We start from the raw sequence: 18,825 nt of genomic DNA, 5'->3' as shown, positions 1-18,825 counted from the left end.
GTATGTTTAAGAAAGCGTGGCTTTCATAATTTCAATGGGGTTATATTCGTTCAAGGCGATATGGGTGGAAGGGTGGAGCACCATTCCGTTCCGCTCGATTCCTCGGCAGAACGCCTCCTTGCTTTCTGCCGATACGGAGTTGAAGACGATGCAGCCTTCGGGGTGCAGCACTTGTTTCACTTTCTCTATCATTTCCTCCAGATGTCCGCCGTGTCCACCGATGAAGACGGCATCGGGGCGGGCAAAGGGAGTGAGGTCGGTGTGCAGGAAATCTCCGGTTACCGCCGTAATGCCCGGTGCGCCGAAGCGGCGGGAGTTGGTGTCCATCAGCTCTTTTCCTTCGGGGCGTATCTCGAAGGAGATGACGGCGAGATGAGGAAATTGCAGGCGGGCTTCGATGGAGACGGAACCGGTACAGAAACCGATGTCCCAGAAGACGCGGCGGCGGTTCAGTTCCAATGCCTGCAGGGTGAGCAGGCGGATGGGAGCCTTGGTTATCATGCGGGCGCGTCCGTCAAGATGTGCAAACTCTTCATCGGGGATGCCGAAGGGACGGACTGGAAAGTCTGGGGCTTCGCTACCGTGCAGGGAGTTTGTGCGGCATTGTCCGGGATGGCTGTCCAGCAGCAGGCAGTTGGGATGTTCGAAGTCACCGGAAACCGCTTCCTGGGGTGTCATCCGGCGTATGCGTTCCTTTTCGGGATTGCCGAGATGCTCGCCGATGTATAGTGTGTAGTGGGAGTACCCGTATTCCAGCATGCGGGCGGCAATGGTGGCCGGGGTATGTTCGCGGTCGGTGAGGATGCCTATTTTGGGGGCACGCTCTATGAGGGCACGGTCGAACTCCTGCCAGGGGCGTCCTGTCAGGGAGACGGTGCGCATGTCGTCATACGGCATGACGAGGCGGTGTGCCAATGTCTGCAAGGAATTGAAAGCGGGATAGAGCAGAATGTCTGCCTCGGGAAGCTTACGCTTTATGGTATTGGCAAAACCGAAGAACAACGGGTCGCCGGACGCGAATACAATGATGGAGTTGTCCGTAGCCGTCTCTTCGAAGCGGGTAAATATTTCTTCATAATGGGAAAAGACACAGTCCAGCGGTACGGTGATGGAAATCCATTCGGCCCCGGCAGGCAGCAGAGGACCGACAATCTCCTTATGCCGTATGCCACCGGAGAAGACCTTCCCCTTCCGTATCTGTGCCAGTGCTTCCGGTGGAAAGAAGGGGGAACGGTTGTCATCCATTCCTATGATTATAAATCTGTGTTTCATTCAACGGGTAATCTTATGAAAATATCAAGTAATGTAAAGGGGCATAACAAGTAATGTTATCGGTCGTAACAAGTAATGTTATGGAATGTCTTTTTTCACTTACACATCCCTGCCCGGGCGCAACTGCTCCGCATCGTTGTAGCACAACACGGAGTTCACCAGCGTGGCAGCCAAGTTGCTGCCTCCCTTACGTCCTTCTACGATAATCTTGGGTATTTCCGTAAAGGGTTTCACCATGTGTTTGGACTCTTGCACATGCACAAAGCCTACCGGTGCGGCAACAATGCCCGCCGGATGTGCCTTGCCCTTACGTATCAGGTCGCAGAGTTCCATAAGTGCCGTAGGTGCATTGCCGAATACAAAGAAAGCATCGGGATGCTCCTCCACAGCCAGGCGGATGCCTGCCTGGGTACGGGTGAGGCCTTTCTCTGCAGCCATCGTCGCCGTGCGCGGGTCGCCGAGGTAACATTTCACCTCTATGCCCAGCCGCTGCAAAGCTCCTTTGCGGATACCGCTGGCTGCCATCGTGACGTCTGTGACAATCGTCTTGATTCCGCCTTTCTCGATGGCTTGATACAAGGAAGCCACGGCACCTTCGTCCGTATGCAGCAGATGCTCCATTTCAAAATCGGCGGTGGTATGTATGGCATGGAGTAAAGCCCATTTATGGTCGAGGGGAATATGCTTGTTCTTCAGTTCCTTTTCGATGGTACGGAAACTGCGAATCATGATGTCTTGCCCGATGCCCGTGGCTTCGGTATTCGTGTCCCGGTAATAGCCGCGCGGAGTGATGAAGGCTCCGTTCCATTCGTAGGACTGTGAGTTGCCTATCAATACGACTGTAAACATATCCACCTCTTCGGGATTGAAATCTCCCAGCGTGGTGATGTGTACCGCTTGTTCCGGGCGTCCTGCCTGGCGCACATATCCCACGGGCGTTTCCGGTGAGCGTCCTTCCTGCAGAAAGAGTTCTTTCAAGCGGTAAAGCTGCCAGTAGCGTCCTTCACTTTTGGGGTTGTAGACTGCCGTCACGAAGTCGGCGGCAGCGGCTGCGGTGATACGTCTTTCAATACGTTCCCAGGGAGTCATCAGGTCTGAAAGGGAGATGACACAGAAGTCATGTCCTACGGGAGCTCCCAGCAGTGAGGCTGCCTTTTGGAAAGCGCTGATGCCCGGCAGCGAAACGATTTCTACGTCGCTGTTCCTTTCCCGCTTCATCTCGTAGACAAGCGGCGTCATACCATAAATGCCCGCATCCCCGGAACTGATGACGCAGACCGTCTTTCCCTGCTCCGCCAGCTCGAAAGCCTGCTCGGCACGGGCGCGCTCACGCTTCATGCCGGTATCTATGCATGCTGTTGAGGGGTGGAGATAAGGGGTTACAAATTGGAAATAGTACTTATATCCCACCACTACATCTGATTCTTGCAAAGCGGAAATTACGGCGGGAGTTATATCCGATTCATTGCCCGGTCCGATGCCGGCAACAATTATTTTGGGGTGTTTCATATCCATATGTTCTATTGGCATACAAAGATAGAACTTATATTTGATGAAACCGAAAAAACTCTGTGTTAATCCGCGTAATCTGTGGTGAATCCTTATTGTCTAAACCTGTAAGTGCCGGTATTCGCTCGGAGTATAGCCTACGTTCTTCTTGAACACGCGGTTGAAGTGCTGCGAATACTGGTATCCCAGCTCATAGGCAATCTGGCTGACCGTCTTCCCGCTTCCTATAATCATTTCTTTGGCCAGGTCGATGATTTTGTTCTGGATATATTCCTGCGCCGTCTTTCCGGTTTCCTTCTTCACCAAATCTCCGAAATAGTTGGAGGAGAGGAACACTTTGTCTGCGAAGTATTTCACGGAAGGCAGTCCTTCGGTCTGCGGTTTGTCGCTCTGGAAATAGTCGTCTATCAGTGCTTCAAATTTCATCAGGATGTCTTTGTTGGCTGCCGAGCGGGTGATGAACTGGCGTTCGTAGAAACGCATGCAGTAGTCCAGCAGTAGCTCGATGTTGCGTGCAATCAGACCCTTGCTGTGCTTGTCGATGGGGCGTTGGATTTCCATCTTAATCTTCTTCAGACAGTCGAGGAAGATTTCTTTCTCGTCTTCGGACAAATGCAGTGCCTCGGTAGAGGAATAGGAAAAGAAGGAATACTGCTTTATTCCCTGTCCCAGCGAGGTGCCTTTTATCAAGTCGGGGTGGAACAGCAGGCCGGAGGCGCTGGGCTGCATACCTTCCAGCATGTTGACCTCGGTCACCTGGCCCGGGGCGAAGCTGGTTACCGTGCCTTCCTGGTAATCGTAATACTGTTTTCCATAGCGTATGTCTCCGCATTTGGTGTTTTTGAGGAAAAGGGCGTATACGCCATAGTTCAAGGTGAAATGCCTGGGATATCCGGTGGCTTCGGACAAATCGACTACGCTGACCAGCGGATGCAGGGTTTCGAGACCGAACATCTTGTTGTATTGGTCTACAGCATTGAGCTTGATTACTTCTTCCATAAACGTTCCTGTTAGTTTTGTACAAATGTAGAGAATAATCCGGAAAGTTCCATATCGCAGGAGGAGGAATCCGTAATATGGTTACAAATGTCCGTAATCTGTGTACATTGAAAAGAGCTACACCCTTTGTCCGGGATGGTGTAGCCATCCGGAGCAAAGGGTGTAGCCTTGGTATGTAAAAGGTGTAGCCCTTTTACGCTTGCTGGTTATCAATCTTTTAGCATAGCTTTGATGTGTTCCATATAGAGCTGGCGGATGGCTTTGTTTTCGCCCAGTCCCTGCATGCGTACATTCACTTGATAGCCTTGCTTTTCAAGTTCCGTCTTCCACACGCCGGCAATGTCTTCCTTGGTATGGTTGCCGCATACCAACAGCAACGGAACCAATGTCACGCTCTTGGGGCGTGTCTCTTTCAGTTGCAGCAGGGTTGCGTCCAGGGTAGGATATCCTTCAATGGTGCTGACGTGGAAGTTCTTCAGTCCATGGGCTTTCATCATGAAGTCGAGCATGGCGTAAGTAGCCGTGCTGGGTAGCTGGTTGCCGTGCCCCACATAGACAATGTCTTCTTTCTTTTCCGGCTGTTCGGCGGTCAGTATACCGATTACCTTCTCGCAGTCTTCGACGGAGTAGAGCAGGGGATTTCCCACTTTTATCTCCTTGAAGAAGGGACGGAACTTGTCTGCATCCCTGCGGACGGAGGTCATCTCACTGCCTTCTATCAAGGTGGTGCTCTGGACGTAGATGGTCCGGTAGCCTTCGGCGCAAAGTTTCAGCAGTGCATCCGTAGGGCTGTCTTTGTACACACCCTCCTTGGCAAGTCTTTTTCGTACAATCGGCGAGATGTATGCTTCGCGCACTGTAAACTGCGGAAAGGCTTCTTGTGCCTCACGGGTCACGACGTCGAGCGTCAAGGCACGTGTCTGGGGGTCCGAACTGCCATAATGGGTGATGAGCAGAGCCGCCTTCTCCTCTTGTTGTGCGGAGGAGAAGAGGCTGATGCCGAGTAAATAGAGAGTGATGAAAAAATGTTTCATAATTGTTGTTGTTTCTAAATGCGTTATGGAGAGATTATTTTAGTCTGAGTGCCAGGCTGATTACTACCGAACGTCCCGGAGAATACAAGGCGAAGTTCTTGTTCAGCGGGCGGTTGTCTTTCTTGTTGAAGATATTGTCTATGCCGATGCCCGGTTCGATGACAAAGTTGCGGAAGCCGTCGAAGGTATGGCGGGTATTGAGGTTCCAGATGCCGTAGCCCGGAGCATTGCCGTCCGCGTCACCCGGATAGTAGACTTTGCTTTGCAGACGACCGTTCAAGTTGAGGTTCAAGGTATAGTCGCTCCAGCTGTGTGTATAGTTTCCGGTGATGGTGGCTGTATGGCGTATGCTGCGTTCGATGTTTTGCCATTCGCCTCCTTCGTTCAGACCGCGTCCATAGGCGTAGGTATAGTTTCCGGCCAGGGTGAAGCCCGGGAACAGATTGCCGTTCAAGTTCACTTCAAAGCCTTTGACGGTAGCTTTCTCGAAGTTGAAGTAGTTCTTGACACTTAGGTTTTTCGTGGATGAAAGGTCACCGATTTCGGGGAACTCTTCACGCAACCGGTTCTGCTCTGCTTCCGGTAGGTCATCGAATTTGGTGGATTTGGAAGTTACCATGTTCTTTACGTAGTTCAAGTAGCCGGTGACGGAAGCACTGAAACGGCTGGTGCGGTATTCCATGTTGATGGAGTAATAGTTGCTGCGTTCGGGGTCGAGGTTCTCGTCACCCAATGAGATGGTGGCCCGTGTACCCATTGTCTTCTTGAACATGTGGTAGTAGAGCTCGTCGATGCCCGGAGCACGGAATCCGGCAGCATAGGTGGCACGTACATTGAAGTTGCCTATGTTGTACATGGCTGCCACTTTGGGGGTGAAGCGTCCGCCCGTCTGTTCGTGATGGTCGTAGCGTACACCCACAACACCGGTCAGATGGTTCCATAGCTTCACTTCATGCTGGCCGTAGGCTGATGCCGTATAGACACTTTTGTCCAAATCGGAGTCGGGACGGCGGAGCACTTCACGGCGATAGTCCACACCGAACACCGTAGTGCTGTTGGTTGTAAAACCGAAGATACCTTTCAACTCGGCATCATGGAATTTCTGAAGCTTGGTAAGCGCATACTGTCCGGGCAGGTATCCGCTGTTTTCTATCAGGTATTTGTAGCGTGATGCGTAATTGTTTCCTGAATAGTCGAACTGGATAACGTTGCGTTTACTCAGTTTGTATTTGGCGCCTGCCCCCCAGTTGTAACCTTCGTAGGTAGTGTTGTACTTGCTTCCGCCGGTGATGTCTTCGCGTTCTACCGGACGTTCGAGTCCGCGGTTATAGTATCCGCCGTTGGCATAGAAGGAAAGCTGGTCCGTAGCATCATAGGTAAACTTCTGCGAAAAGTTATTCGAGCTGTAGCCCAGGGAGAGCGGGGCAATCGTTTCGATGATGTCTTCTCCATCTTCTGTCAGATGGCTGTTTTGCCAACCGTCGGAGTGGTCGTATTTATAGGAAGTATAGGACCCTATTTTTCCTTGGGCGATGTCCAGATTCAAGCCTTGGGAGAATTGATTCTTTCTCGTATAGCTGCTATTGCTGCTGAAGGCTACCACATCTTTAGGCTCGTTGGTAATGATATTGATTACACCGCCGATGGCATCCGAACCATAAAGGGAAGAAGCGGCTCCGTTCAGTACCTCGATGCGCTTGACGCGGGTCATGTCTATTTGGTTGAGGTCGATGTTACCGGTAATGTCTCCCGTGACCTTGCGTCCGTTTACCAATATCAGCACGTGTTTGTTGGAGAGTCCGTTCATCATCAGATAGGACCCCATTGCGTTCGGACGGAAGGAGAGCGAGGGTACCATCATGGTCAAGGCCTGCTGGAAGTCGGTGATACCGGCACGCTTTATCTCGTTGGCAGTGATAACCGATACCGGAGACGGAGTGTTCTTCAGTCGCTGATGTGTACCCGTACCCGTTACTACGACCGGGTTCAACTCGTGAGTTTTCTTGGTCATATCGTCGCTGTCACCTTTTTCTGCTTGTGCATAGGCACCGGTGGCGATGATTCCTCCCATAAGGAGAGCTGTGAGAAGTCTTTTCTTTATCATATATTGTTTTATTTTATATAACGCTGCAAATGTACATACCATTATCGGAGGGTGAAATACTTAATAGTTGTTATACTGCGATGGCCAAATAGCTATTAATAGGTACTGTATTCCCTTATTCCGGCACATAGATAATCTCTCCATTTTCAAGCTGATAGGCAACTCCCACTTTCTTTCCTCTTTTACCGGAGGTCTTTTGGTCTTCGCTGGGAGTGTATTTCTTGATTTCCTGCCCTTCTTTGGTAATGATTTCCATATTTTCCTTTCCGGGATTCTTCACCATGGTGAAGTCTTCTTTGGAAAACATCTCCGTCATATTGAAGCGGGAGACGAGAGCCACCATCAAGGCTACGGCAAAGACCATCGCTACGTCAAAAAGATTGGCTACCGTACCCATGGGGTCGGAGTCCGAATCGCTGTGCAGTAATCTGTTTCTCTTACTCTTCATAGTTTTCGTATCGTTAGTCCGTTATTCCTTTTCGGCCGTTTGGCGGCTTATCACTTTGTACAGATATTCCAAGTCGTTCATTTCGCGGGCATACCAGCGTTGTTTCACTTGCAGGGTAATGACGCCGACAGCAGCAATGACCAGCCCTACCACTGTAGTGGCAAAAGCCACCTGCATATTGTAGGCCATGGAGGAGATGTCTCCTTGTGCCAGCCCCACCAGTGCGGGACCCATCGGGATGAGGGTACCCATCAGTCCCAACATGGGACCCAGTTTGATGAATGTACGCGAACGTCCCAACTCCTTCTCGGCTTCCATTTCATAGTTGGCAAGCAGGTGTTCGCAGTAGGCAGCGTCGTCCCGGTGTGCGGACAATTTGGACAAGTTGCGGAGGAGAGGGGAGTTGCCTGCCGATGGGAGTTGCTGCAGCAGTCCGTCTATATTCTCTGGGGTGATGTTCTCCAGTGTTTCAGTGAATTGCTTCTGTAAATTCATCCGCTGGTAGAACTCACCGAAGAAACCTCCCGCAAGGATAATGGCACGTAGAAAGAATAGCAGCAGCAGGACTACGACGGGAACCAGCAGCCCGTTTGAAATCCAGAACAGTGTGTTTGAGATTGTTTCCATATATCTTTTTAGTTTTTAATTCTTTAATTTATTTCAATAGCCCGTGGCAATGATGCTCAATATAACAATGAAAATATTAACAATGAACAGTACTTCCAAGCGCAGTGGTTTATCACCGATAGCATGCCGCAGCAGAAGGCTCCCAGCACAAACTGCAAGGAAAGTAACGCCGGCTGCTATCCATGAGAGACTGCCGAAATCTATTCCGGGAAAAGTGAAAAGCAGCAGTGCCAGGACATAGCATATTACTCCGCCTATCAGTATGCCGGGGTATAACTTCAGGAAGAGGGTGACCGCTTGTTTGAAGGCCGTGTTGCGGGTACGCATTTCTGCGAAACAGTCGAAACAGAAAGTTATCATTACGGCGGCTTCCAGAGTGACACATACCGACAAGTTCAACATCTGTGGACGGGAGGCAAAGAAAGCTGCCACCACGGTCTTGGACTGTTCCGTCATCCATGGAGTCACCAGCCACGCAAAAAAGGCATAGCCTGCGGCAACCGTCCACATTCCCCAGCGTGGATAGAACCCCACCTTTAATAGAAAATTGAGGGCGATGAATAGGGCTAACAGATGAATGGCGTATTCCATAATACTCTGTTTCTATTTATTCTTTTTTTCTTTTCTTCAACAGTACGACCAGTCCGATGAAGGTGATGACGACAAGACTGCCTGCAATCACTCCGTTCACCCTGTTCTTACGTACCGTTTGTTCGGAAGTCAGTTTGTGTTCTTTCAGTACGACATCCTTGCCATCGGTTGCGGATGCTTCGTGTACCTCCTTCATGTTCTGGGTATAGGTCTGCTTCTCGCTATTATCCAACTGGTCGGCAACGAACGACTGTAGCTTGTCATTGTCGCAAACGAATTCGGTACAAGCGGCACCTTTTTCGCGTGTGATTTGTGCATGCAGGGAAGCAGTGGTTTTCAGTTGCTCATCAGATGCTTTCCAGTAACCTTTGCGGGCGCTTTCCAGCATGACGGCTGTCATAGCCTGGAATGCGGCGGGATTGACGCGGAGGAAGTACTCGTGAATGCCCAGCTTATTCTCATCCTTTATATACATTCTATACAAGTCATTGAACAGTTCTTTGTCCATGGCCGACGGACGCATGACGTGCCAGCCGAAGATGTTGCGGAAGATTTCGCCGAACATCTGTGCCGAACCTTCCCCGCCTTTCATCCGCTCTTGTATAAAGGTAGGGTTCAAGACGGTGGAACGTGTCTCTACGGCAATGGCCTCTTTGGCATCCTGCATGCGGCGGTTGGTCCGGTTGCGGTAGTCTGCCATATAGGCATCCGGTTCCTTGCCGGTCACGGTTTTGACGGTGAGCGAGAGTCCACCCGTAAATTCGTATACATGATCCAGGGAGATGGGGCCCCATGTGTTACTTTGACGGGGCTGGATGACAACATCCGTTTCGGACAGTGCCGAGGCAAACAAACCTTCCTGGACGTCTCCCCAATTTCCGTCGTCCCCATAAGAGGCACCCATATTGTTGAGGTATCCTTCGGCTATCTCCTTTTCGCTTTCCCACGAGCCGCTGTGCTCGGTATAGGCCATCATACCGGTACTGTATCCGCTGTTGATCGGTCCGAATACACGCATCACAGACATTTCACGGGCACGTTTGGGGGAAGTTCCCTTTTCTACCAGTAATTTTTCCTGCAACAGTGTACCCGATGCCACATAGTTGGGATAGGTCTCATCTCCGGCTTCCGATGCCAGACGTATAGCATCGGTCAGTAACTTCAAGCGGGAACCGGCTATGTCGCGTAGCTGTCCGGACACTTGTACCAGCACATTGATGCGCGGACGCCCCAGTTCTTCACTGGGCACCAGTTTCAGGTCAACCACTCTGCCTTGGGCGTCGCGTACGGGTTCTACTCCCAGCATCCAGAATACCTGGGCCAGCGTAGCTCCTTCCGTATTGATGAATTCGCCTGCCCAGAAGGTATAGCTTACTTTCCGGGGATATTCGCCGTGCTTGCTGATGTACTGTTTTAAAGTCGCTTCTGCCAATCGCTTTCCATCTTCCCAAGCCCTTGGGTTGGGAGTATTCTCGGCGTTGATGCTGTACATGTTGCGTCCGGTGGGCAGAACGTTCGGGTTCAGTACGGGGTCACCTCCCGGCGCAGGGAATACGGTTCCTCCGCTGAGTGCACGCACCATGGCATTCTGTTCGTTGACGGGGGAGGCAAGCAACTGTTCGCGATAGAGTAGGGCGGGGCGAAGCTCCGGTGCTACAGATGCAGTATCCTTGGGTGGATTCTGGAGTAAGGCGGTCAGCCTTTTCCTGGCGGCAGGCAAGTAGTGGTGGGCTATATAGGTGAAGTCTTGCAACTGCTCTGTGGTGATTTTGCCTTTATCGCGGTCCTTGCGGGCCGTTTCGTATGCCAGCGGGTCGGCAGCGACGGCGAGAGTGGTAGTCAGCAGGTCGCGGTCAGAATAAGGCTCGTTCATGGTGTAGTACGCACCCAGTATCTTTTCGTTGGCTATCTCTTCGGTGAAGGCATCCAGACGTTCCAACTCCTTGGTTGTGTAGGGGTCACTGGAGATGGAGTCGAGGTTGAGGTCGCGATGCAGTCCCAGACGCATGGCTTCTTTTTTGATACTTATTCCTAGGGTTCGGTGTTTTTCGGTACCTTCGTCCAGCACTTTGTGAATATCTTCGAGCAAGGCCGAATAGCGTTGGCGCATACCGCTCTCCACGTAGGGCGGAGTGAGATGGGTGACCAGTACGGCATGTGTCCGGCGTTTGGCAATGATACCCTCGCCTACGTTTCCGGTGGTATAGAAATAGAAGTGGGGGAGGTTACCAATCAGTACATCCGACCAGTCGGCCTGCGACTGTGCCACATTCTTTCCGGGCGTGTATTCCAAGTTGCCGTGGGTGCCGAAGTGAATCACTGCATCTGCCTTGAATCCTTTTTGCATATACAGATAAGGAGCCAGGTAGCTGTGGGGCGGCGCTACCGGCATTCCATGCACCAGTTTGAACTCATCATCTCCCAATGCCGGGCGGGGCTGGGGGAAGAGTAGGATATTGCCGAATTGCAGGCAGGCAATGGCAATACTGTCCTCTGTTACCAGCAGATTGCCGGGCGCATCTCCATATCTGTCTGTCACTTCCTGATATTTCTCGGGAAGGAGTACTTCGTGTGCCCATTGTTCGTATTGCTCGGTAGAAAGCCATATCGGGTGTGCCGTTTTCAAAAACTGTTCTTGTGCTCCTTTGGCATACGAACCCATGACGGCACCGTCACGATGTATCCGCTTGCCGAACTCCTCTACAGTAGCAGGCAGTCCACTGACGTCGTACCCTTCCGAACGCAGGCGTTTCAAGAAGTTATAGAGTGAAGGAATCACTTCCATACCGCTTGCCAGCAGGGCGTCTTTTCCCGGAGTCTTGAAGTAACAGATAGCAACGCGCTTTTCTTTGTTGGACATGTCTCTCAAGGACATGTACTTGGTAATATGGTCCACTACGGCATCTATCCGTTCATTTTCAGCGGTGTACAGATAGTATCCGTGTTTGTTTTCGTTTTGGGTAGCGATGCAGAGGGGTAGCATGCCTCCATCTATCTCAGGCACCACTACACGGGCGGTCAGTGTGCCACCGCTGACGGGGGTATCCGGGTCCAGCCATTCCTCGTGGGGCTGAATCAGCGGGAAGGGCATGAATAAAGGAATGTTTTCCTGGTGCAGCCAGTTGATGAGTGAGTCATTGCCCAGCCGTCCCATAGGCAGGTAGACTACTGCATCGGGATGGAGGGTACGTATCATATCGGCACGCGGTTGACCTCCGGCTGTGAAAGGATAGACATTGAAGCCTGCTTGTGTCAAGCACGTGATGAGGGAATCTACGTGGGCACGGTTTCCTTCCATCGGAAAGTTGAGTCCGGAAATCAGGGCAAGGTTGCGTCCGTCCTCATGGTAGAGATTTTTTTCTTTCAGATAGGCGGTCACCTCTTGCGGAGTACTGAAGTAGCGGCCGTATTCGCGGTGGTAGAACATGTTCTCCAGCAATGGGATGGGAGGCTCGTAATCCTGGTGTCCCCACCGGTGGGGAGTGGCGATGTGGCGCAGGTAGAGTAAGGCATTCCGGTAGTTGTGCTTGTTGCCGTTCTTGAGATACTCCCGTAGCGTATGCTGTTGTTCATTGGTAACATTGTGATTGAGGGAGAGGGTGAAATTTCGTAACGTATTCGTAAAGACTGGTACTCCGCTGGCACCCACCCGTTCCACTTCGGCAATCTGGCCGTCGTCAAGGTATAGCCCTCTGCTGTACATCACGATGGCATCATAGCCGGAAAGGTCCTTCACCTCTTCTTTTTTTATGCAGGTGACTTCTATCCGGGCGCAGTCATTGTTCAGGGCAATGTCGGCAGCTTGTGCCAGGGTTGCGTTGATAATAAGTATACGTGTAGGAGCAAGCCAGTACTGATAGGCCGCAAAGCTGCAGACAATCAATAGGGCTATGCTGCCGAGGAATATTCCAAGTCTTTTCTTATTCATACAAGTTTATTCTCGTTAATAGCGTTTTTGTCTTTTACAACATTTTCTTCTTATATAATTCACACTTAACGCCACACCCGTGATGCAAACGGCTGTACCTCCAAGCAGCAATACCCAAAGCACAGTCTTGCGCAGGGTGGCATTGGAGTTCAGACCGGGCAGACGCATGCGGTGCAGGGCTGTATAGCTCCAGTATTTCCAGCGGGAGGAGGTGTCTACATGGCGGATGATTCCCGTTTCCGGGTGAATGTAATAGACGCTCCGGTCCGGGTCGTCCACCGTTATCTTCCAGACGGGAAGCTGGGGTCGTCCGCGATACATATTGCTCATGTCGCGATAGTAGGTCTCGAAATGTTCGAGCCGGGAGATACGTATGCCGGGGATATGTTGTGAAGAATCACGCTGGGAGGTATAAATGCTTTCCACGCCTTTCAGGATTTCTTCTTCGGAGAGTTGTAACGGACGCGGCAGGCTGTCGGCGGCATCGATGTAATACTCGTTTTTTCTATCTTTTACGATGTAGTAGGGATGTTCGCGGAAGTTGCGCCACTCTATCTGCAAAGCTTGGGGATAGGCAGCTATGACACGGCGGTAGTCCAAGGGGTAATCCTCCGGTTGTGGGGCACGGGCATGGAGCGTGCGTGTGGCGCTGCCTTTCTTCAGTGCCGGTTTATGAATCCATTCGGGAATGTCTGCCAGAGACATCATGCCGCTGAAGGTGAAGGTCAGTACGAAGATGCCGAAAAAGATTCCGCTGACGTAGTGCCAGTGATACCATCTTTTTCGGTAGGGGGAGAACTTGGGATGGCGGCTTCGGTGCGTCTTACGCCATACATCCACAGTTACCCAAATGCCGGCAATGACCATGAGACAACCCAGAGCTGTGAGCCAGATGACGGTCTTAGTCCAAAGGACGGTGTCCTGCCGCAGCCAGGTGAAGTATACCCAGTGGGGAATGGCACCCAGCCATGCCCAGAAGCGTTCGCTTCTGTTGGAGAACTGCAAGGCCTCACCGTTTTGTGAACTCAGATAGAGCTGTGTCCCGGCATCGTCGGCAAAGTATATTTTATAAATGGGCATTTCCTTTTTCAGTTCAGCGAAGGGAATCCATTGGTCCAGAGAGTGGAGGGTGTCGATACGGGTAATGGGAGAAGAACACCACAAAGCTGCTGTCCGGTGCAGGTGTTCACTGTCCAGAGAGGGTCGTGAGATGGTGGAATCGGCAAGGAAATGAAGCGTGCCTTTTGTGGTACTAAAGCTGAACTCGGGGTGTCCGGCATTGAGGTTCAGTATCGTAGACCTGACCTTTACGCCACGGGGCAGGCGGGCTGTGACGGAGGAGATGTCCGGAAGTGAGTCTCCGGTTTGGGAGAGCATATCCAGCTTTTGCATTTTCTCTTTGGCGCTGACACGGGGAAAGCGGTGGTACATCATCACGAAGGCGGAGAGGAACCACATGAGAAATAGGATACAGAGCAAAGTGCCCAGTATCCTATGAATAGAGTACATCAGTTTGGTGATAACATTCATTGTCGTTCGCGTTTTTCCTGCAAAAGTACAAGATGATTCAAGAACACTAAATACCCACTAATGGGTATATTATTCTGTGTCTTTTCCGGCAGCATAGGCCGCCTTCTTCGTCATGATGTCCAGCATGCGGTGCTTCAGTCCGAAACGGATATGGTCAATGAATATTTCTTGAATTTCCGGAATTTGTCCCAGTCCTTCCAGTTGTGCACTGACGGTGAAGCCTTCTTTCTCGAGCATCTCCTTCCACTCTCCGGCAATGTCGTTTTTGGCATGGTCTCCGGCAACAAACATGAAGGGTATGAGGGTCACACGTTTGGCTTTCCCGGCTTTCAGTTGTGCCAGCATGGTGTCAAAGGTTGGATAACCTTCGATGGTGCCCACATGGAAATTGGTCAGTCCGCCTGCTTTCAGCATATAGTCCATCTGACTGTAGATGGCGGTACTGGGGGTATAGGTGCCGTGGCCCACAAGGACGAAGTGTTCTTTGGTAGCTTTCTTGCTTTGTGCCGGGGCGTTGTAGCGGTTCCCCAGAATACTTGCCACTTTCTCTGCATCTTCGATAGAGTAGAGCAGGGGAGTACCTACACGTATTTCCTTGAAGAAGGGTAGTGCGTTTTCCACATCCCGGCGGAGGGATTCCATTTCTACTCCGTCAATGATGTTGGTACTCTGTACGATGAGGTGTGTGTAACCTTCGCTGCGCAGTTTCAGCATGGCATCCAGTGGAGTCAGCTTCGTGATGCCGCGCTCTTTCAAGCGGCGGATGATGATGCGCGACGTATAGGCTTCTTGGAACTTCAACTCCGGGAAGGCGGCTTGTGCCTTGGCGTTGATGGCATCAATGGTGAGGGCGCGGGTATCGTCGTGCGTAGTGCCGAAGTGCACCATGAGCAGGGCGGCTTTGTCGCCGGGTTTCATACTTGCAAGCATATCGCTGTGCTCGTAGTTGCCTCCCCCGTGCGCATGGCAGAGGAGGAGGAAATTACAAAGGAATAAAAAGACAAACAAATTCTTCATAAATACTGATGCTTGTTTTAATCGTTCTCTATGACACGTATCATATCGAAGTAGAAGCGTCCGTCCACTTCGGCTCCTTTCTCTACATTACCGGTCTTGATGTCATAGATGTAGATAACGGCGTTGGCATCTTCTTCAGTGTTTACACCAATGTATGCTTTGTTGTTGAAGATGACAGAACGCTGTGAGAAGCGACCGCCGCTGTAACCGATTTCCTTGCCATCATAGCTTAAGCGTGTCTTGGTTTCGGTGGCAAGGTCGATGACGGTATAGTAGTGTGAGAATGCATCGATAGCTGTAGGCTTTTTGATTCCTGCAGCAGCTGCTTTATCGCTGATAGGAGCTTTGTCATTGCGAGCATAGACCAAAGCTTTGTTGTTTCCTAAATACTGAACTGTCATCAACTTACCGTCTGCATTTTGATAACCGTTGTAGGAAGTGTCAAATTCTGTTGCGCCTACCTTAATGCGTAGTAGCATCCCCTTTTCAATACCACTTGCCTCTTCATGGAAACAAGCCAGGTAGAGGTTGTCTGCTTCGTCATACATCACGCAGTTTTGCATCAGCTCTCCATAGGCACTTCCTGCCATTTCACCTTCAACGGGAGATTTGATGTCTTTTTCTACTTCCATAGTTACCGGATTGATGATGGCTGTGTGGAAATTAGGCTCTTGTTCGCTTGCAATTGTCAGACCGGCTTTTTCTTTCCAATAATAGAAGTAGTACAATCTATTGTCCGATTTGCGGTAGGTAAGGATACCGGAGCTTGTCAGCTTGGTCCAGTTGGTAGGATCAGGTATGTTCAGAGTACCTTCATCGAGGATTGTCAGGTCTTTTGCGTTCAGCTTTGTATAAATCACTTGGTCTTTCCCGCCATTGGTAGACATGATGATGAGTGTATTGTCGTCAATCCAGGCATGTGTGTAGGCACGCACCTTATAGCTGTTGGTCTTGAAGGGACGTTCTGCAATAACCTGAACTGCATTGTTCTTGATTTGATATTTTACGAAACGGTCGTTGGTTGCGGGTATTTGGTAGTAATATTTTCCTTTTGAGATAGTCTCCATGGAATAATCTCCCAGTTCCGAACCTTCTCTTTTCACAGTGATGACACCCTGCTCTGCGGCCAATGAGTTGACGCTATGGACAATAGTGGTATTCTTGCTACTCATCCCACCGTGTTTGTCTACGGTGACAAATAGGTCGAAGTGATAGTTATCCTCATTGACTTCCGGGTCGGGATTAGGATTAGGTTCCGGGTCATCATCGGAACACGCTGTGAATGACAGTGCCATCATGGCAGCCATAAAGGCAATCAGTGTAAATTTGAATTTTCTCATTTTGAATGAATTATTAAATGATTAGTTAATGAATAGTCTGAATTTAGCAAAAAAAGCACGTCCGGGCTTCTGCAGCTTGTAGTTGTCATAGGCTGTCTTGTCGAGGAAGTTGGTACACTCCAAAGCCAGATTATAGCGTCCGCGTCTCCATGAGTAAGTGATGTCGGCATTACAGATGTGCTGGGCGGGAATGCGTGCCTTGTTATCATATGCGCCGTAAGCTTCCCAGGTCAGGAAGTACCAGTGTACCCATTGATAGGTACAACCCAGGCGCAATCTGCTTTCGGGCAGGGCAATGTTGCGGAAGGTATAATAAGCCTCTACGCTACCGAATAGCCACGGGCGGTTGGGCACACGGTTGTTATAGGTGGCAGAGGGCTTTCCGTCACCCTTGTACTTCTGCTGGTCGCGAGTGTCCTGGTAGCTGACGTTTGTGGCGAGTTGCAGTCTGCCTTGCCAGTCGTAGCGCATTTCCCCTTCCGCACCTTTTACATGGACAGCCGGGACGTTGGTATATTGCATTGTACCCTCTTTCTCGGCAATGCTGGTCTGAATGTAGTTGTCTACCTTACGGAAAAATCCGCTCATCTCATAATAGAATGTATGTCCATTGCCCGGGTGCCATGTGCCGAACAGAGAGGCATTGAAGTTGTTGCTGTTTTCCGGTTTCAGTGCCACGTTGGCATAGATGGTGGTACCGTTTCCCAACAGCTCGCGGGCGATGGGCAGTCTTACGCTATGCTCGTAGGATACTTTGATGGATAAAGGTTCCACGATGATATACCGGAGTCCGGCACCGTAACCCAGGTAGTTCTTGGTGGTGGAGCCTTGCACATCCTTCGAGCCGGTCACGCTGGATTGGTCGGTCTGCCGGATATTGGGATGGTTGATGTAGTCTTTTATGAAGAATACGTTTTCCATCTTGCCATCCAACAGAGACTGGTTGTAGGAGAGTCCCAGGATATGTTTGGTAACCACATCTTTTGACGGCTCGAAGCTGGTATCAAGGTCATCGAAGCGGTCGTTTCCGGTACGGCTCAAATGGTAGTTCAGATTAAAGCTGTGATGGGTATTCAGCTGATAGTCCAGGTTGGTGCGCATGATGGTGAGCGGACGCTTGTAGTGGCGCATGGATGGTTCTTTGCCCATAATCTCGTTGCGCTGGCTCACGATGTATCCTCCGTCCCAATAGTACTTCCGATAGGCAGTGTCCACGGTCAAGGAATGGTCCCAGGTGTGGGAGAGGGAGGCATTCAGTTGCATGTTCTTCAGGATGAAGTTGTACTTCTGATAGCGGGCAGAGATGTTCCAGGAATCGGAATTCCTTTCTGCCATTCCGTATACTTTGTTTTGAACAGACCCCGTCTGCAGTTCCTTGTCTGTTTTTGAATAGGAGGCGGAAACAAAGAAAGCATCAGCCCAGGATTTGTTGACAAATCCGGCTTCCACCTGTGCCAGTAGCGAGAAGTAGTCGTCATGAAAACGCTTGGGATTGCCATATATGAAGTTGTCCCCGCTTTCGTCGCGCATCTGTACATTCTTCATTCTATAATCGTTTTTGGAGTAGTTGATGCCAACGGTGGGCCGGACTATTAGTCCGTTTTTCTTTTCTACGAACTGTGCATTCAAGTCTGCCTTGTGGGTATGGAAGGAGCCGATGCCGTAAGATACATCCAGATAATCCTTTTTTTCCTGCTTTGTAATGATATTGATGGCGCCGCCCAGTGCATCTGTTCCCAAGCTGGCAGGGACTACTCCTTTGTATATCTCAATCCGGTCTATGATGTTAATGGGTAAGTTGGCGAGGGAAACACCGCTTCCTTTGGTGTCCAGTGGCATTCCGTCCAAAAAGTAGCGGACTGAATTTCCAGACATTCCATTGATGGAGAGGTCGAAGTCCGAGCCAACTCCGCCTTCCTCTCTCACCTTAATGCCCGTTGTACGGTTCACCAGGTCGTTGAGGTTATTCAGTGAGTTTACTATCGGCTTGATGTCGAGTGCATTGACGGAAAAGGCTCCTTCCTTCACTTTCTGCGTTTGGGTCTTTCCGTAGACCTCGACAGAACTCAGTGTTACGGCACTTTCCTGCAATGTAAAGTTCTGTTTTTTATCCTGCCGGATGTCGAGGGATTGTTTCACGGTTTGGTAGCCCAGGAAGGAGACGACGAAGGTATGTTTACCCGGGGCGACTTGCAGTGAATACTTCCCCCGGTCATCCGTATAGGTGCCGGAGGTGGTGTTTTCCACAGCGATGGTGGCTTGGGCTATCGGTGTCCCGTGCTGGTCTTTGACTTTTCCGGATAAGGTGACCTTATTCTGTGCCATACTACCTGCAGGCAGTAGGCAGATAAATGTAAATAGCAGTCCTGTGATGAATCTCATTTCAGTTCCTTATAAGCGTTCGTAACTTGCCCTCAAGGAAAAAT

13 protein-coding genes are annotated in these 18,825 nt (G+C 50.6%); all 13 read right to left on the bottom strand.

Going from position 1 to position 18,825, the window contains the following annotated elements; genetic code table 11:
* Positions 1-6: 6 nt before the first annotated feature.
* The 13 genes from DW896_RS01450 to DW896_RS01390 all read right to left on the bottom strand — a co-directional run bounded on the left by DW896_RS01450 (position 7) and on the right by DW896_RS01390 (position 18,781).
* The gene (locus DW896_RS01450) at positions 7-1,272 is read right to left on the bottom strand and encodes a bifunctional cobalt-precorrin-7 (C(5))-methyltransferase/cobalt-precorrin-6B (C(15))-methyltransferase (protein ID WP_034529813.1); all 1,266 of its coding nucleotides are present in this window, start codon (positions 1,270-1,272) and stop codon (positions 7-9) included.
* Positions 1,273-1,371: 99 nt separating this feature from the next.
* Entirely contained in the window at positions 1,372-2,781 is a 1,410-nt protein-coding gene (cobJ, locus tag DW896_RS01445) for a precorrin-3B C(17)-methyltransferase (protein WP_034529850.1), read from the bottom strand.
* 99 nt (positions 2,782-2,880) lie between these two features.
* Positions 2,881-3,780 carry an AraC family transcriptional regulator gene (locus DW896_RS01440; RefSeq protein ID WP_005836667.1) on the bottom strand — a complete coding sequence of 300 codons (900 nt, stop codon included), beginning with the start codon at positions 3,778-3,780 and terminating at the stop codon, positions 2,881-2,883.
* 209 nt (positions 3,781-3,989) lie between these two features.
* Positions 3,990-4,814, bottom strand: coding sequence for a sirohydrochlorin cobaltochelatase (locus DW896_RS01435; protein WP_119992745.1), 825 nt, complete (start codon positions 4,812-4,814; stop codon positions 3,990-3,992).
* A gap of 34 nt (positions 4,815-4,848) precedes the next feature.
* On the bottom strand, positions 4,849-6,918 hold the full coding sequence (locus DW896_RS01430) for a TonB-dependent siderophore receptor (protein ID WP_207802300.1): 2,070 nt from the start codon (positions 6,916-6,918) through the stop codon (positions 4,849-4,851).
* 115 nt (positions 6,919-7,033) lie between these two features.
* On the bottom strand, positions 7,034-7,366 hold the full coding sequence (locus tag DW896_RS01425) for a DUF2149 domain-containing protein (protein ID WP_005829376.1): 333 nt from the start codon (positions 7,364-7,366) through the stop codon (positions 7,034-7,036).
* 21 nt (positions 7,367-7,387) lie between these two features.
* On the bottom strand, positions 7,388-7,993 hold the full coding sequence (locus tag DW896_RS01420) for a MotA/TolQ/ExbB proton channel family protein (RefSeq protein ID WP_008663407.1): 606 nt from the start codon (positions 7,991-7,993) through the stop codon (positions 7,388-7,390).
* A gap of 33 nt (positions 7,994-8,026) precedes the next feature.
* On the bottom strand, positions 8,027-8,584 hold the full coding sequence (locus tag DW896_RS01415; protein ID WP_008663409.1) for a hypothetical protein: 558 nt from the start codon (positions 8,582-8,584) through the stop codon (positions 8,027-8,029).
* A 16-nt stretch (positions 8,585-8,600) separates the two neighbouring features.
* Positions 8,601-12,512 carry a cobaltochelatase subunit CobN gene (locus DW896_RS01410; protein ID WP_119992741.1) on the bottom strand — a complete coding sequence of 1,304 codons (3,912 nt, stop codon included), beginning with the start codon at positions 12,510-12,512 and terminating at the stop codon, positions 8,601-8,603.
* A gap of 15 nt (positions 12,513-12,527) precedes the next feature.
* Positions 12,528-14,042, bottom strand: a complete 1,515-nt coding sequence (locus tag DW896_RS01405; protein ID WP_005836677.1) for a PepSY domain-containing protein — start codon at positions 14,040-14,042, stop codon at positions 12,528-12,530.
* A 69-nt stretch (positions 14,043-14,111) separates the two neighbouring features.
* Positions 14,112-15,059 carry a sirohydrochlorin cobaltochelatase gene (locus DW896_RS01400; RefSeq protein ID WP_005829367.1) on the bottom strand — a complete coding sequence of 316 codons (948 nt, stop codon included), beginning with the start codon at positions 15,057-15,059 and terminating at the stop codon, positions 14,112-14,114.
* A gap of 17 nt (positions 15,060-15,076) precedes the next feature.
* Positions 15,077-16,399: a hypothetical protein gene (locus DW896_RS01395; protein WP_119992738.1), complete on the bottom strand. Its 1,323-nt coding sequence runs from the start codon at positions 16,397-16,399 to the stop codon at positions 15,077-15,079.
* Positions 16,400-16,420: 21 nt separating this feature from the next.
* Positions 16,421-18,781, bottom strand: coding sequence for a TonB-dependent receptor (locus tag DW896_RS01390; RefSeq protein ID WP_119992736.1), 2,361 nt, complete (start codon positions 18,779-18,781; stop codon positions 16,421-16,423).
* Positions 18,782-18,825 lie beyond the last annotated feature (44 nt).

It is taken from the genome of Bacteroides sp. AM41-16, from assembly GCF_003603495.1.
Taxonomy (GTDB): Bacteria; Bacteroidota; Bacteroidia; order Bacteroidales; family Bacteroidaceae; genus Bacteroides; species Bacteroides uniformis.
This window is presented reverse-complemented; position numbering and strand designations above follow the sequence as displayed.